This window comes from Pseudomonas sp. KH_027 (assembly GCF_057838565.1).
This window is the reverse complement of record NZ_CM174470.1, coordinates 582,340-597,120: the sequence shown is the minus strand read 5'-3', so window position 1 is coordinate 597,120 and position 14,781 is coordinate 582,340. Positions and strand designations below refer to the sequence as shown.

The 14,781-nt window shown below is 62.0% G+C and carries 13 protein-coding genes, 1 tRNA gene and 1 pseudogene; 1 reads left to right on the top strand and 14 read right to left on the bottom strand.

What is annotated here, in order from left to right; all coding sequences use genetic code 11:
* Nucleotides 1–90: 90 nt before the first annotated feature.
* From dnaB to rnr, 7 genes are all read right to left on the bottom strand, one after another.
* Nucleotides 91–1,488, bottom strand: a complete 1,398-nt coding sequence (gene dnaB, locus AC3IYG_RS02780) for a replicative DNA helicase (protein WP_489312192.1) — start codon at nt 1,486–1,488, stop codon at nt 91–93.
* A gap of 125 nt (nt 1,489–1,613) precedes the next feature.
* Nucleotides 1,614–2,060 (bottom strand): 50S ribosomal protein L9, encoded by a 447-nt coding sequence (gene rplI / locus AC3IYG_RS02775; protein ID WP_489312191.1) that lies wholly within the window; start codon nt 2,058–2,060, stop codon nt 1,614–1,616.
* A gap of 20 nt (nt 2,061–2,080) precedes the next feature.
* Nucleotides 2,081–2,974, bottom strand: a complete 894-nt coding sequence (locus AC3IYG_RS02770) for a hypothetical protein (RefSeq protein ID WP_489312190.1) — start codon at nt 2,972–2,974, stop codon at nt 2,081–2,083.
* 36 nt (nt 2,975–3,010) lie between these two features.
* Complete coding sequence (gene rpsR / locus AC3IYG_RS02765) at nt 3,011–3,241, bottom strand: 30S ribosomal protein S18 (protein WP_002551829.1); 231 nt, start codon at nt 3,239–3,241, stop codon at nt 3,011–3,013.
* Nucleotides 3,242–3,269: 28 nt separating this feature from the next.
* Complete coding sequence (gene rpsF, locus AC3IYG_RS02760; RefSeq protein ID WP_003439045.1) at nt 3,270–3,695, bottom strand: 30S ribosomal protein S6; 426 nt, start codon at nt 3,693–3,695, stop codon at nt 3,270–3,272.
* 271 nt (nt 3,696–3,966) lie between these two features.
* Nucleotides 3,967–4,731 (bottom strand): 23S rRNA (guanosine(2251)-2'-O)-methyltransferase RlmB, encoded by a 765-nt coding sequence (gene rlmB, locus AC3IYG_RS02755; RefSeq protein ID WP_489312189.1) that lies wholly within the window; start codon nt 4,729–4,731, stop codon nt 3,967–3,969.
* Complete coding sequence (rnr, locus tag AC3IYG_RS02750) at nt 4,728–7,313, bottom strand: ribonuclease R (protein ID WP_489312188.1); 2,586 nt, start codon at nt 7,311–7,313, stop codon at nt 4,728–4,730. The genes rlmB and rnr overlap by 4 nt, the downstream gene beginning before the upstream one ends.
* A 209-nt stretch (nt 7,314–7,522) precedes the next feature.
* Between rnr and AC3IYG_RS02745 the strand changes: the two genes are divergently transcribed.
* Nucleotides 7,523–7,609, top strand: a tRNA-Leu gene (locus AC3IYG_RS02745).
* A 177-nt stretch (nt 7,610–7,786) separates the two neighbouring features.
* Here AC3IYG_RS02745 and AC3IYG_RS02740 read toward each other — a convergent pair.
* From AC3IYG_RS02740 to hflK, 7 genes and pseudogenes are all read right to left on the bottom strand, one after another.
* Nucleotides 7,787–8,671, bottom strand: a complete 885-nt coding sequence (locus AC3IYG_RS02740) for a methyl-accepting chemotaxis protein (protein ID WP_489332195.1) — start codon at nt 8,669–8,671, stop codon at nt 7,787–7,789.
* Nucleotides 8,645–8,806: pseudogene (locus AC3IYG_RS02735) on the bottom strand (HAMP domain-containing protein); the annotation flags it as partial. The gene AC3IYG_RS02740 and the pseudogene AC3IYG_RS02735, both read right to left, overlap by 27 nt.
* A gap of 1,062 nt (nt 8,807–9,868) precedes the next feature.
* Complete coding sequence (locus AC3IYG_RS02730) at nt 9,869–11,161, bottom strand: adenylosuccinate synthase (RefSeq protein ID WP_489312187.1); 1,293 nt, start codon at nt 11,159–11,161, stop codon at nt 9,869–9,871.
* Nucleotides 11,162–11,214: 53 nt separating this feature from the next.
* A complete protein-coding gene (locus tag AC3IYG_RS02725; protein ID WP_489312186.1) occupies nt 11,215–12,402 on the bottom strand; it encodes an ATP phosphoribosyltransferase regulatory subunit in 1,188 nt (395 codons plus the stop codon).
* A gap of 42 nt (nt 12,403–12,444) precedes the next feature.
* On the bottom strand, nt 12,445–12,630 hold the full coding sequence (locus tag AC3IYG_RS02720; RefSeq protein WP_489312185.1) for a DUF2065 domain-containing protein: 186 nt from the start codon (nt 12,628–12,630) through the stop codon (nt 12,445–12,447).
* Between the two features lie 106 nt (nt 12,631–12,736).
* Complete coding sequence (gene hflC, locus AC3IYG_RS02715; protein ID WP_489312184.1) at nt 12,737–13,606, bottom strand: protease modulator HflC; 870 nt, start codon at nt 13,604–13,606, stop codon at nt 12,737–12,739.
* The gene (gene hflK / locus AC3IYG_RS02710) at nt 13,606–14,760 is read right to left on the bottom strand and encodes an FtsH protease activity modulator HflK (protein WP_489312183.1); all 1,155 of its coding nucleotides are present in this window, start codon (nt 14,758–14,760) and stop codon (nt 13,606–13,608) included. The genes hflC and hflK overlap by 1 nt, the downstream gene beginning before the upstream one ends.
* Between the last annotated feature and the right edge of the window lie 21 nt (nt 14,761–14,781).

The window sequence follows — 14,781 nt, the reverse complement described above, 5'->3', positions numbered from 1 at the left end:
GATCCTTGAGTCAACACAGAGAATCGCTGCTCGTCGAACCGCGCGAGGGTGACACAGCCTGAGTGACGCGCAGCAGGTTCGGGCCGGCGATTACTCGTCGTCGTCGAAGTTGTAGCTACCCGGGGCGAGGTTCTCGAAGCGCGTGTATTTGCCGAGGAACGCCAGGCGGATAAAGCCGATCGGGCCGTTCCGCTGCTTGCCGATGATGATTTCGGCAATGCCCTTGTGCTCGGTTTCCGGGTGATACACCTCGTCACGGTAGACGAACATGATCACGTCGGCGTCCTGCTCGATCGCACCGGATTCACGCAAGTCGGAGTTCACCGGGCGCTTGTTCGGCCGCTGCTCGAGGGAGCGGTTGAGCTGCGAGAGGGCCACCACCGGGCAGTTGAACTCTTTCGCCAGCGCCTTGAGGGAGCGCGAGATCTCGGAGATCTCGTTGGTACGATTGTCACCGCTGGAGCCGGGGATCTGCATCAGCTGCAGGTAGTCGATCATGATCAGACCGATATCCCCGTGCTCACGCACCAGCCGACGGGTGCGCGCGCGCATTTCCGAGGGGCTGATGCCGGCGGTATCGTCGATGAACAGCTTGCGGTCGTTGAGCAGGTTGACCGCCGAGGTCAGGCGCGGCCAGTCGTCGTCGTCCAGTTGGCCGGAACGCACCTTGGTCTGGTCGATACGCCCGAGCGACGAGAGCATCCGCATCATCAGCGATTCGCCGGGCATCTCCAGCGAGTACACCAGCACCACCTTGTCGCTGCGCAGCACGGCGTTTTCCACCAGGTTCATCGCGAAGGTGGTTTTACCCATCGACGGCCGACCGGCGACGATGATCAGGTCGGACTGCTGCAGACCACTGGTCTTTTCATCGAGATCGGCGTAACCGGTGGACAGCCCGGTGATGCCGTCGCCGGTATTGAACAGGGTATCGATCCGGTCGATGGCCTTGGTCAACAGCGCGTTGACGCCGACCGGGCCACCGGTCTTCGGCCGCGCTTCGGCGATCTGGAAGATCTGCCGTTCGGCCTCGTCGAGGATTTCAGCGCCCGTGCGCCCCAGGGGGTTGAAGGCACTGTCGGCGATTTCATTGCTGATGCCGATCAACTGCCGCAGGGTCGCCCGCTCGCGGACGATCTGCGCATAGGCCTTGATGTTGGCCACCGACGGCGTGTTCTTCGCCAATTCACCGAGGTAAGCCAGGCCGCCGGTTTGTGAGGTCTGCCCTTCCTTGTCCAACTGCTCGGACAGGGTCACGACGTCGAACGGCTGGTTGTGGTCGGCCAGCTTGGCGATGGCACGGAAGATCAAGCGGTGGTCATGCCGATAGAAATCGCCGTCGGACACTTGGTCCAACACCCGCTCCCAGGCGTTGTTGTCGAGCATCAAACCACCGAGCACGGCCTGTTCGGCCTCGATGGAATGCGGCGGCACCTTGAGGGCGGCGGTTTGCAGGTCGTACTGCTCGGGGGCGGAGATATCGTTCATGGCCACACGGAATCAGGATGCTCTGAATGACAGAGGCAGAAAAGACAAAGGGCACGACCTGCTGATGCAGGATCGTGCCCGATGTTAGCCGTCAAGCGCACAAGGTGCCAGACGATTCGTGCAGCTTAAGCAGCCACCACAACAACGCGTACGGTTGCTTCTACGTCGCTGTGCAGGTGCACGGCCACGTCGAATTCGCCAACGTTGCGGATGGTGCCGTTCGGCAGACGAACTTCGCTTTTTGCCACTTCAACGCCGGAGGCGGTGAGGGCATCGGCGATGTCGTGGGTGCCGATCGAACCGAACAGCTTGCCTTCGTCGCCAGCGGTGGCGGTGATGGTCACCTCCAGCTCGGCCAGTTGGGCAGCGCGCGCTTCGGCGGACGCTTTCTTGTCTGCAGCCAGTTTTTCCAGCTCGGCGCGACGCTCTTCGAACGCAGCAACGTTCGCAGCGGTAGCGGCGGTAGCTTTGCCAAACGGCAGCAGGAAGTTACGACCGTAACCGGCCTTAACGTTCACCTTGTCGCCCAGGTTGCCCAGGTTGGCGATTTTCTCCAACAGAATGACTTGCATTGGGTCTTACCTCTTAACTTTTAACCTTCACCGTTCGCAGGGCCGGCACCGTTCTTGCGCGCCAGGCGTCTACGAAAATCAATCAGACTGTCGACAATGGCCAATGCCACGAGTAACGGATAGATCAGCTGCATAAACAGCAGCAGGGTGATGTACAACCCGACCAGCCAGAATTTGCCCAGTCGCCCTTCAGCCACCAGCCCATGCAGCAAGGCCAGCCCGGCGAACGCCAACGGTACGCTGCACAACGGTGTCAGCATCGCCAGCTGCGAACCCAGATTGGGCCCCAGCAGCATGCTCACCAGCAGCAACATCGCCAGCGCTGGCGGCAGTCGCAGCGCGCGAAATTCGCGGCCAAAACCACCAGGGTTATACAACGCCGCCTGCCAATAACGTCCAAGCATCAGACATAGCAGGCTGACGATCTGCAGCACAGCTGCCAACAATCCGGTCAGTACAGGTACCAGCAAGGCATCCAGTTGCGCCCGCTCATCCACCGACAACTGCTGGTGGAGCTCACCAAGCGCCTGCGGCAAGAGTTTTTGCAACTCCACCACCACGGCGTCGATGAATTCGCGAAATTGCGCACCCAACACCAAGCCATACACCAGGCCCAAAGCCACGCTGCAGAGCAACACACGGTTCCAGGACTGGCCGGCGCGCAACAACAGCGCCAGCCCCAGCGACCCAAGCAGCACCAGCAAGGTGCGCGGTTCGCCGAAATACCACCAGACCAAAGCCGGCAGCAATGCCCAAACCAGGATGCCAACAGCATCGCTCAAACCACGCCGCAGCAGCACCAGGCAACCTGCGGCAGCACTCAACCAGAACAGCAGCGGCAATGCCGCAGAACCCACCACTACGAGAGTGGCCTGCATGCGACCGCGCATGATGAACTCAGCTATGGCGCGCATGCGATCTATCCCTTACTTCTTGCCGACCTTCCGGTCTCAGCGGCCGTGGCTGTCGGTGTAGGCCAGCAGGGCCAGGAAGCGGGCGCGCTTGATAGCGGTGGCCAGCTGACGCTGATAACGAGCCTTGGTGCCAGTGATACGGCTAGGAACGATTTTGCCGGTTTCGGACACATAAGCTTTCAGCGTGTTGAGATCTTTGTAATCGATCTCCTTCACGTCTTCAGCGGTGAAACGGCAGAATTTACGACGACGGAAGAAACGTGCCATGAGAGTGGCTCCTCAATAGGTCCGTGGATTACTCGTCAGCGTTATCGCTGGCGTCGCTGTTATCGCTGTCATCGCCATCGGCGCTGTCAGAGTGCTCAGGACGGTCACGACGCTCACGGCGCTCACTGCGGTTTTCTTCAGCCTTGAGCATCTCGGACTGGCCAGTTACGGCTTCGTCGCGACGGATGACCAGGTTACGGATCACGGCATCGTTATAACGGAAGTTGTCTTCCAGCTCAGCCAGGGCTTTGCCGGTGCACTCAACGTTCAGCATCACGTAGTGAGCCTTGTGAACATTGTTGATTGCGTAGGCCAGTTGACGACGGCCCCAATCTTCCAGGCGGTGGATCTTGCCGCCGTCTTCTTCGATCAGCTTGGTGTAACGCTCAACCATGCCGCCGACTTGCTCGCTCTGGTCCGGGTGAACCAGAAAGATGATTTCGTAATGACGCATAAATGCTCCTTACGGGTTGTAGCCTGCCGCCAAAAGCGGTCAGACAAGGAGTGAATGACACTGTGTGTCTTGCCGAACTGAAAGGCACATGAGCGCCCGCCGTCACGGCAAGGGGCGCCATTCTAGAGAAGGGACCGGGGCCGCGCAAGGCAATTGGTGATTATTTGAACAGACAAGCCAGAGCGAAGACCGGCCGCTGCCGGCAAGCCCCTGTCGCGCCCAAAGGCGCGACAGACAGACCCGCCAGCGGGATTGCCGGTCGAACGCAAGCTCACTTGCCTGCGGGCTTCGCCGCCTTGATGCTGCGCTGGCGCAACGCCTCGAACAGGCAGACGCCCGTCGCGACCGAGACATTGAGACTGCTGACGCTACCAGCCATCGGCAGGCGCACCAAATAATCGCAATGATCGCGGGTCAGGCGGCGCATGCCTTTACCTTCAGCCCCCATGATCAGAATCGTCGGCCCGGTCAGGTCCTGCGCATACAGCTCCTGCTCCGCCTCGCCCGCCGTACCGACCACCCACAGCCCACGTTGCTGGAGCTTTTCCAGGGTGCGCGCCAGGTTGGTCACGGCCACCAGCGGAATGACTTCAGCGGCGCCGCACGCGACCTTGCGCACGGTCGGGCTGAGGGTCGCCGACTTGTCTTTCGGCACTATCACCGCCAACGCACCGGCCGCATCGGCCGTGCGCAAGCAGGCGCCGAGGTTGTGCGGATCGGTCACGCCGTCCAGCACCAGCAGCAAGGGCGGGCCTTCGGCGCGATCCAGCAGCTCATCGAGCATCGCCTCACCCCATACCTGGCTTGGGCTGACCTCAGCAACGACGCCCTGATGCACGCCCTCGACCCAGGCATCCAGCTCACGGCGCTCAGCCTGGCCTACCGAGACCCGCGACTGCGCCGCCAGCTCGATCAGCACCTGTACCCGCGGATCGCTGCGACCTTCCGCCAGCCAGATCTGCTTGACCCGTTTCGGGTGATGGCGCAGTAACGCCTCTACAGCATGCACACCGTAGATTTTTTCCAACTGGCTCATGATTTAGCCTTGGGACGCTTGGCCTTGGATGCCGGCGACCCACCGCTCTTGCCAGCCGGCGCCGAGCCGGACTTGGCCGGCCCTTTGCGATGGCTGCTTGGCTTGCCAGGTGCCGCAGCACCGGCCTTGGCCTTGCCCGCGCGAGCACCGCTCTTGGCCTCGGCCAGCAGCGCACCCTTCACCTCGCGACTTTTTCGCACATCGGTATTGCCCGCCAGATGGGCATCGGCCCGCGAGGCCGAAGCGTTCTTCTCAGCCCGCTCGCGCCCGCCCTTTGCCGCCGGAGCAGCGCCACGCCCCTTGCGACCAATGGGTGCATCGATTGCGCTTTGCGCCAGCTCGAAGTCGATCTTGCGTTCATCCAGGTCGACACGCATCACTTTCACGTCGACGCTGTCGCCAAGGCGGAAGCTGCGACCGGTGCGCTCGCCCGCCAGGCGATGATGAACCGGATCGAAGTGGTAGTAGTCGCCCGGCAACGCCGTCACATGCACCAGACCTTCGACGTAGATGTCTTTCAGCTCGACGAACAGGCCGAAACCGGTCACGGCAGTGATCACGCCCGGGAAGCTCTCGCCGACGCGATCCTTCATGAACTCGCACTTGAGCCAGTTCACCACGTCACGAGTGGCCTCGTCGGCGCGACGCTCGGACAGCGAGCATTGCTCGCCCAGCTGCTCCAGCGCCGGTTCGTCGTAGGGGTAGATACGCGCCTTCGGAATGATCATCGCGCCCGCACGCTTGACGTGCGGCGTATCGGCCTTGGAGCGGATCACGCTGCGAATCGCCCGATGGGTCAGCAGGTCCGGGTAACGGCGGATCGGCGAAGTAAAGTGGGTGTAAGCCTCGTAATTCAGGCCGAAGTGACCATGATTGTCGGCGCTGTACACCGCCTGACTCAACGAACGCAGCATCACGGTCTGGATCAGGTGGTAGTCCGGCCGCTCGCGAATACCCTCAAGCAAGGCTTGGTAATCCTTGGGCGATGGGCCTTCTTTGGCCTTGCCGCGATGCAGGGACAAGCCGAGCTCGGTCAGGAAGGCCTTGAGCTTCTCCAGGCGCTCCGGCGGCGGGCCGTCATGCACGCGGTAGAGCGCGGGGATTTCGTGTTTCTTGAGGAACTCGGCGGTGGCCACGTTGGCGGCCAGCATGCATTCCTCGATCAGCTTGTGCGCATCGTTGCGCGTGGTCGGGCGGATTTCCGCGATCTTGCGCCCCGAGCCGAAGATAATGCGCGTTTCCTGGGTTTCGAAGTCGATGGCACCGCGCTCATGGCGCGCCGCGAGCAGCACCTGATACAGCGAATAGAGCTGCTTGAGGTGCGGCACGACATCTGTGTACTCGCTACGCAGCTGCTTGCCTTCGGTGCTTTTCGGCTGCTCCAGGATCGAACTGACCTTGTTGTAGGTCAGGCGCGCGTGGGAGTGGATCACCGCCTCGTAGAACTGGTAGTCGGTCATCTTGCCGGTTTTCGAGATGGTCATCTCGCAGACCATGGCCAGCCGATCGACTTGCGGATTCAGCGAGCACAGGCCATTGGACAGCTGCTCCGGCAGCATCGGCACCACGCGCTCGGGGAAATACACCGAATTGCCGCGCACCTGGGCCTCATCATCCAGAGCCGAGCCGATCTTGACATAGTGGGACACGTCGGCGATGGCGACATACAGGCGCCAGCCACCGGAGAACAGCCGCCAGTTGCTGCCATTCTTCTCGCAGAACACCGCGTCATCGAAGTCGCGCGCATCTTCGCCATCGATAGTGACGAACGGCAGGTGGCGCAGGTCGACGCGCTTTTCCTTGTCTTTCTCTTCCACTTCCGGCTTGAGCTTGGCGGCTTCTTTGAGCACGGCCTCGGGCCAGACGTGCGGGATGTCGTAGCTGCGCAGCGCGACGTCGATCTCCATGCCCGGTGCCATGTAGTTACCGACTACTTCGACCACATCGCCCTGGGGCTGGAAGCGCGGTGTCGGCCAATGGGTGATTTTCACCTCGACGAACTGGCCTTGCTTGGCATTGGCGTTGCGCCCTGGCGTCACCAGCACTTCTTGCTGGATCTTCGGGTTGTCGGCCACCACGAAGCCGATGCCGCTCTCTTCGTAGTAGCGGCCAACGATGCTTTCGTGGGCCCGCGACAGCACTTCGACCACCGCGCCCTCGCGACGACCACGCCGATCGAGGCCGGAAACGCGTGCCAGGGCACGGTCGCCGTCGAACACCAGGCGCATCTGCGCCGGGCTCAGGAACAGGTCATCGCTGCCATCGTCGGGAACCAGGAAGCCGAAGCCATCACGATGGCCGCTGACGCGGCCGAGGATCAGGTCCAGCTTATCCACCGGCGCATAAGTGCCGCGGCGGGTGTAGATCAATTGGCCGTCGCGCTCCATCGCTCGCAGTCGGCGCCGCAGGGCTTCCAGCTGCTCCTCAGTGGTGAGGCCGAATTCTTCCACCAGTTGTTCGCGGTTCGCCGGCGAACCGCGATCGGCGAGGTGCTGCAGAATCAGCTCGCGACTGGGGATGGGGTTTTCGTATTTTTCCGCTTCACGGGCGGCCTCGGGATCGAGGGATTGCCAATCGGCCATTAGAGAGAGTTCGCCTTATCTATATAAAGTATTTTTGCCATGCGCCTATTGAAGCGCGAAAACGCTATCTTGGTCTGCCCGATGAGATGAATAAAGTTTTTTTTCACATCAGGGGTTTACAACCTTCCAGAGCACCCGTATATTTCGCGCCCACAACGACGGCAAACGTTGTTGTAGTTGAAAGTAGTTGAGCAATCAATGAAATCGACGCCCAGGTGGCGGAATTGGTAGACGCACATGGTTCAGGTCCATGCGGTGGAAACATCGTGGAAGTTCGAGTCTTCTCCTGGGCACCAATTACAGTCAAGGATCTACCATTCCTTGGCAACAGAGAAACCGGCTTAGGCCGGTTTTTTTGTGCCCGCGAATCAGCACCCCAGCCCTTGCACCACAGCGTAGCGCCCGCAAACCGCCACGCCCCACCCAGAAAAAAGCCGAGCATCGCTCGGCCTTCAGTCAACGCCTGCTGGCCATCACACGCGAAACTGCCCGAGACTGGCCTTCAACCGCGCAGCCAGGCCATCCAGCACGCGCCCACTGGCCGCCGCCGCCACCCCGGCGGCTGCCGCTCGCTGCGCCTCGACGTGAATCACCTCGACCCGCCCACGCACCGCATCCGCACCATCGGCCTGATGCGCGGCGGCCTGGGTCGCCGCATTGATCGCCGCATGCACATCATCGACCGCCGACTGCACCGACTGCTGCAGCCGCGCACTGTCGCGCAGCGCCAACAAACCTTCGTTAGCCTGCTGACCGGCCTTGCCGATCACTGACACCGCTTCGCGCGCGCCCTGCTGCAAGGCATTGATATGCGCCTGGATATCGCCAGTGGACTGCTGCGTCTTGCTGGCCAGCGCCCGCACCTCATCCGCCACCACGGCAAAACCACGCCCACTCTCACCGGCGCGAGCCGCCTCGATGGCCGCATTCAAGGCCAGCAGGTTGGTCTGCTCGGCAATGCCATGAATCACTGTCAACACCATCTCGATCTGCTCGCTTTGCCGCGCGAGGCGCTCGATCACCGCCGAGCCCGCGCCCACGCGCGCCACCAACTCCTCGATAAGGGTACCGACCTTGGCCGCGATCACCGCATTTTCATTAGCCGCCTGACGAATCGAGACGACACGCTGCAAGGCCTCCTGCATGGCCTGGCTCTCAGCCTGCGCATCGCCCGCCATGATCGCCAGCGCCTGCAGGCTGCCCGCCACCTCATCGCGCTGGCGCTCGGCCGCTGCTTCCGCCGCCACACTGCGCGTCGCCAGGCCTTTGATTTCCACGCCAGTGCTCACTGCCACCTCGCCCGCCTCACGCACAATGGGCTGCAACTTGGCGACAAACCTGTTAACCGCGGCCGCCATATCGCCGATCTCGTCCCGACCGCCCACCTCGATACGCCGAGTCAGATCCCCCTCACCCGCTGCCAGGTCATTCAGGGCTGCAATCAGCAAATGCAGCTTGCTGACCACGCGACGCCCCAGCACCACGGCCAGCATCAGCAGAACCGCCAAGCCAACCAGCGCCAAGCCGACGCCGATACGCCAACGCAGCGTGCCAGCCGCCTCCTGTACCGCATGCCGAGCCCCGGCGGACATGCCCGCAGCCTCAGCCTGGGCCGCCTGCAGACGCGCCGTCAGCGCGGCGGAACTGTCGGTCGCCGCACCAGCCAGGCTGTCGGCCACCAACTGATCGCCACTGGCGATCAACGCCGCAAAACGCTTGTCCAGCGCCGCCAGCTCCACGTCGACGGACGCCGTGGAAACCCCCATCAAGACCTTGCCGATTTCCACACCATTCGGACTGATGGGTGCCTCGATGAAATACACCGAGGGATCGCTGCGCGCTGCGCTGAGCACCTTGTCCAGCGCTCGCGTGCCCTGCCCCTTCTCCAGCAAAACCTTGATCGCGGCGTTTTCCCGGTTGAGGTAGCGCGTCAGGTGCTGACCCTGGGCATCGTCATAGACCACAAACAGCACATTGGGATTGCGCTGCGCCCGCCGCGCGAACTCTGAAAGCGTGGGCACATCGCTGTCCCACATCGCTCTCGGCGCCACGGCGGCGAGCAGTTGCGCCATGTCGTTGGCGGAATCCTTGAGGTTCTGACCCAGGGTCGTGCGCAGCTGCGCCTGCTCTTCTTCGAGCCGCGAAGAAAGCCCCGCCGTAAGCCGCTCGCGGGTGCGCGACGAAAGCGTGTCGAGCCCGGAAGACACCTCACGCCCAGCCTTTTCCAGCTCGGCGGACAAACGCTCGGTGTCGGCACCCAGGCGACTGCCCAAGTCCACCTCGAGCGCACCGACCGTGCTCCGCGTGAGTGCGACGGCGACCAGCACTTGCACCAGAAGCGCAACACCAAGGGCAATGAACACCGGCCGCAGCAAGCGGCTACGCAACAGGGAAAGAATGGCGGACACGACTTCAACCTCCAATATCCGCCACAAATATGACGGCAACCTCAGGGATTCATAGCTCACAGCAAGGGCCGTGCCGCTGACGAGTGCGACAGCCATCCTAAAACGACAAAGGGCCGCACATGGCGACCCTTTGTCAGATTGAAGCGCTTAAGCGAACGGATGGCGCAGGACGATGGTCTCGTTGCGGTCCGGGCCAGTGGAAATGATGTCGATCGGCGCACCGACCAACTCTTCCACGCGCTTGATGTAGGCCCGAGCGTTCTCCGGCAGCTCTTCCAGGGTCTTGGCACCCAGGGTCGACTCGCTCCAGCCCGGCATTTCTTCGTACACCGGCTCCAGACCGATGTAGCTGTCAGCATCGGTCGGCGCATCGATCACGGCGCCGTTTTCGTTCTGATAGCCGACACAGATGCGGATGGTCTCCAGACCATCGAGCACGTCGAGCTTGGTCAGGCACAGGCCGGAAATGCTGTTGATCTCGATGGCGCGGCGCAGGATAACGGCATCGAACCAGCCGCAACGACGGGCACGGCCGGTGGTTGCACCGAATTCATGGCCGCGCTTGGCCAGGAAGGCGCCGACGTCGTCGAACAGCTCGGTCGGGAACGGACCGGAACCGACGCGCGTGGTGTAGGCCTTGGTGATGCCCAGGATGTAATCCAGGTACATCGGACCAAAGCCCGAACCGGTGGCGATGCCGCCCGCCGTGGTATTGGAGCTGGTGACGTACGGATAGGTGCCGTGATCGATGTCCAGCAGCGAACCCTGGGCACCTTCGAACATGATGTCCTTGCCGGCGCGACGCAGGTCGTGCAGCTCGGCGGTCACGTCGACCATCATCGGCTTGAGCAGCTCGGCGTATTCCATGCACTCGTCCAGAGTCTTCTGAAAGTCGATGGCCGGCTCTTTGTAGTAATTGACCAGCACGAAGTTGTGGTAGTCCAGCAACTCACCGAGCTTGGCGGCGAAACGCTCGCGATGGAACAGGTCGCCGATGCGCAGGCCGCGACGCGCCACTTTATCTTCATAAGCCGGGCCGATGCCGCGCCCGGTGGTGCCGATCTTGTGCTCGCCACGCGCCTTCTCGCGCGCCTGATCGAGCGCCACGTGATAGGACAGGATCAGCGGGCAGGAAGGGCTGATGCGCAGGCGCTCACGCACCGGCACGCCTTTTTCTTCCAGCTTGATGATTTCACGCATCAAGGCGTCGGGGGCCACGACCACGCCATTGCCGATCAGGCACTGCACGCCTTCGCGCAGGACACCCGACGGGATCAGGTGCAGCACGGTTTTTTCGCCGTCGATCACCAGGGTATGACCTGCGTTGTGACCACCTTGATAACGCACTACAGCTGCGGCATGTTCGGTCAGCAGATCGACGATCTTGCCTTTGCCCTCATCACCCCATTGGGTGCCCAGGACTACGACATTCTTACCCATAACACTTGTCCTCTTCGCGCAAGCTTGATGCCGGCCGCGGCCGGCGGAAAAACTTAAGAAAGCAGTGGCACGACTTGCCAGCGCCCATCACTGAGCACCAGCTGCCGGTCACAGCCCGCCTCGTGCGCTGCCGCCACATCCTGGCCAGGCAACGCTTGAACCACGCGGGCGTTCTCGCCACGCAACTGCCGAACCGCTTTCCACAGATAGAGATCGTGGTTGTCCGGCGCCCAAATACCCGCAGCAGGCTCATCCAGCTCCATTTGCCCCAGGGTCACCAGGGTTTTCAGATCAGTGGAAAAACCTGTCGCCGGGCGTGCCCGACCAAAATCCGCACCGATATCATCATAGCGGCCACCCTGGGCGATCGACTGACCAACACCCGGCACGAATGCCGCGAACACCACGCCGGTGTGATAGTGGTAGCCACGCAGCTCGCCGAGATCGAAATACAGCGGCACTTCCGGATAGCGATTGCTCAAGGTATCGGCAATGGCGATCAGATCGTCCAGCGCGGCATGCACATCATCCGGCGCCTCGACCAGACAGGCCTGAGCCAGATCCAGCACATCGCGATCACCGCACAGCTCCGCCAGCGCACGCAGCATCTTCTGCAGCTCGGACGGCAAGGTCTCGGTAAGCGTAGCCACTTCATCGACGGCCTTGCGCTGCAACGCATCGAACAGCTGCTGCTCGGCCTCGCCCGACAACCCGGCAGCCCGCGCCAGGCCACGGTAGATACCGACATGACCCAGGTCGATATGCACATCCGGCACAACAGCCAGCTCAAGGGTTTCCAGCAGCAGGCTGATGACTTCGACATCGCTGGCCGGGCTGGCATCGCCATACAGCTCGGCGCCCAACTGGATCGGGCTGCGCGAGGTGGTCAACGCCCGCGGCTGCGCATGCAGCACGCTGCCCGCATAGCAGAGGCGGCTGGGGCCTTCGCGCCGCAGGGTATGCGCATCGATACGCGCGACCTGCGGCGTGATATCGGCACGAAAGCCCATCTGACGACCCGTCTGCGGATCGATCACCTTGAAGGTGCGCAGATCCAGATCCTGACCGGCGCCAGTGAGCAGCGATTCGAGGTATTCGATATGCGGCGTGACGACGAACTCATAGCCCCAGCGCTGGAACAGATCCAGCACCTGGCGGCGCGCCGCTTCAATGCGCGCCGCTTCCGGCGGCAGTACTTCTTCGATGCCATCTGGCAGCAGCCAGCGGTCTACCGTTGCCATTTCGCCATTCCCCTCTTGATCCGGGCGGCGAGCCGTTAGGCTCTAGTGAAGCAAATATAGGAGGGCCGTCCCCAGCAACATGCTGGCCAGCCCGATTAGGCGCAGGTGGCGATCAGGCAGTTGCAACAACTGCGTGAACGCCTCGCGCCAACCTCGTGGATAAAGGAAGGGCAGGATGCCTTCCAGTACCAGCAACAGACAAAACGCTATGCCGAGTTCCTGCCACATGGTTCCTACAGACGCAAAAAAGCCGGGATTTTCCCGGCTGGCCTATGATAACACGTTTCCTTAATCGGTCACCCCGGCGGACGACTGGCGCCCGCCGGAGCACTGATTACGGCTTGGACTTTTCCAGGTAACGGAAGAAGTCGCTGCCCGGATCCAGCACCAGCACATCGCGCTTGTCGGCAAAGCTTTCGCGGTAGGCGCGCAGGCTGCGGTAGAAGGAGTAGAACTCCTGATCCATGCCGTAAGCGTTGGCGTAGATGGCTGCCGCCTTCGCGTCACCATCACCGCGCGTCTCTTCCGCCTCTCGGTAAGCTTCGGCCAGGATCACGCGCTTCTGCCGGTCGGCATCGGCACGGATACCTTCTGCCAGCTCCTTACCCTTGGCGCGATGCTCACGCGCTTCACGCTCACGCTCGGAACCCATGCGGTCGAACACGCTGCGGTTGACTTCCTTCGGCAGGTCGATGGCTTTGACGCGCACATCCACCACCTCGATGCCCAACTCGCGCTGCGCCGCCTTGTTGAGCGTCGCGGTCACGTCGGCCATCAACGCATCGCGCTCGCCCGACACCGACTCGTGCAGGGTGCGCTTACCGAACTGGTCACGCAGCGAGGCTTCGAGGCGGCGCGAGAGCCGCTCATCAGCGATCTGCTTGAGGCCAGAGGTCGCGGTATAGAAGCGCTCGGCATCCAGCACTCGCCACTTGGCGAAGGCATCGACCATCAAGGCCTTCTTCTCCAGAGTCAGGAAGCGCGAGGTGGAGGAGTCGAGCGTCATCAGCCGGGCGTCGAACTTGCGCACCTGGTTGACGTACGGCACCTTCACATGCAGGCCGGGCTGTACGTCTGCCTCGACGATGCGGCCAAACTGCAGCAGCACCGCGCGCTCGGTTTGAGCGACGATGTAGAAGCAGTTCCAAGCGACCAGCGCGAGTACCACGCCGACGATCAGGGTGATCAGCGATTTATTGCTCATCAGCGAGTCTCCCTAGAGCGCAGATCACGCTGCTGCATCTCAGCGCTTACGCGCGACCCCAGATCACCGCTGGCGGTGCTCGCAGGAACGCCCGGAGCGGCAGTGCCACGGCTGTCGATCATCTTATCCAGCGGTAGATAGAGCAGGTTGTTCTGCCCCTTCTCGCCAGTCACTAACACTTTACTGGTGTTGCTCATCAACTCCTGCATGGTGTCCAGATACAGACGCTCACGCGTCACCTCCGGCGCCTTGCGGTACTCGGCCACCAGCTTGGTGAAGCGATCGGCCTCACCGGTAGCGCGGGACACCACTTCATCACGGTAACCACTGGCATCTTCGATCAAGCGCTGAGCCTGACCGCGAGCCTCGGGCACCACGCCATTGGCGTAGGTTTCCGCCAGATTGCGCTCGCGCTGCTCATCTTCACGGGCACGAATCACGTCATCGAAGGCTTCCTGCACCTCACGCGGCGCCGCGGCGCTCTGCAAGTTCACCTGGGTCACGGTGATACCGGTTTTATAGGTATCCATGAAACGCTGCAGGCGTTCCTTGACCTCGCTGGCCATCAGTTCCCGGCCTTCGGTCAGCACCTGATCCATCGCGGTGGAGCCCACCACGTGACGCACTGAACTGTCAGTGGCCTGCTGCAGGCTGACTTCCGGCTGATCGACGTTCAAGACGAAGTCCTGCAAATTGCTGATCTTGTACTGCACGGTCAGCGGTACTTCGATGATGTTTTCATCTTCGGTGAGCATCTGCCCCTGCTTGCTGTAAGCACGCTCGCGGGTGACGTTCTCCTGGTACTTGCGATCGATCGGCGGGAAATAGAAATTCAGGCCCGGGCCCACCGTTTCATAGTATTTGCCGAAACGCAGCACAACCGCCTGTTCCTGCTCATCCACGACATAAACAGCGCTATACAGCCAAACAGCCGCCAGCAGTCCCAGACCGATGGCGAGCAAGCCGAAGCCACCACCACCGCCCGCGCCACTGTCGCCACCACGTTTCTTGCTGCCGCCGAACAGCCCGTTCAGGCTCTCCTGCAACTTGCGGAAGGCTTCGTCGAGATCTGGTGGCCCCTTGCGGTCGCCGCCTTTGCGCCCACCCCAAGGATCCTGATTGTTCGAGTTGCCACCCGGCTCATTCCAAGCCATAGCGCTCTCCATACTGATAAA

What these genes read in the sequence shown, in the direction of transcription:
- dnaB (WP_489312192.1), bottom strand. Translation starts at nt 1,488, where the DNA reads ATGAACGATATCTCCGCCCCCGAGCAGTACGACCTGCAAACCGCCGCC.
- rplI (WP_489312191.1), bottom strand. Translation starts at nt 2,060, where the DNA reads ATGCAAGTCATTCTGTTGGAGAAAATCGCCAACCTGGGCAACCTGGGC.
- AC3IYG_RS02770 (WP_489312190.1), bottom strand. Translation starts at nt 2,974, where the DNA reads ATGCGCGCCATAGCTGAGTTCATCATGCGCGGTCGCATGCAGGCCACT.
- rpsR (WP_002551829.1), bottom strand. Translation starts at nt 3,241, where the DNA reads ATGGCACGTTTCTTCCGTCGTCGTAAATTCTGCCGTTTCACCGCTGAA.
- rpsF (WP_003439045.1), bottom strand. Translation starts at nt 3,695, where the DNA reads ATGCGTCATTACGAAATCATCTTTCTGGTTCACCCGGACCAGAGCGAG.
- rlmB (WP_489312189.1), bottom strand. Translation starts at nt 4,731, where the DNA reads ATGAGCCAGTTGGAAAAAATCTACGGTGTGCATGCTGTAGAGGCGTTA.
- rnr (WP_489312188.1), bottom strand. Translation starts at nt 7,313, where the DNA reads ATGGCCGATTGGCAATCCCTCGATCCCGAGGCCGCCCGTGAAGCGGAA.
- AC3IYG_RS02740 (WP_489332195.1), bottom strand. Translation starts at nt 8,671, where the DNA reads ATGGCGGCCGCGGTTAACAGGTTTGTCGCCAAGTTGCAGCCCATTGTG.
- AC3IYG_RS02730 (WP_489312187.1), bottom strand. Translation starts at nt 11,161, where the DNA reads ATGGGTAAGAATGTCGTAGTCCTGGGCACCCAATGGGGTGATGAGGGC.
- AC3IYG_RS02725 (WP_489312186.1), bottom strand. Translation starts at nt 12,402, where the DNA reads ATGGCAACGGTAGACCGCTGGCTGCTGCCAGATGGCATCGAAGAAGTA.
- AC3IYG_RS02720 (WP_489312185.1), bottom strand. Translation starts at nt 12,630, where the DNA reads ATGTGGCAGGAACTCGGCATAGCGTTTTGTCTGTTGCTGGTACTGGAA.
- hflC (WP_489312184.1), bottom strand. Translation starts at nt 13,606, where the DNA reads ATGAGCAATAAATCGCTGATCACCCTGATCGTCGGCGTGGTACTCGCG.
- hflK (WP_489312183.1), bottom strand. Translation starts at nt 14,760, where the DNA reads ATGGCTTGGAATGAGCCGGGTGGCAACTCGAACAATCAGGATCCTTGG.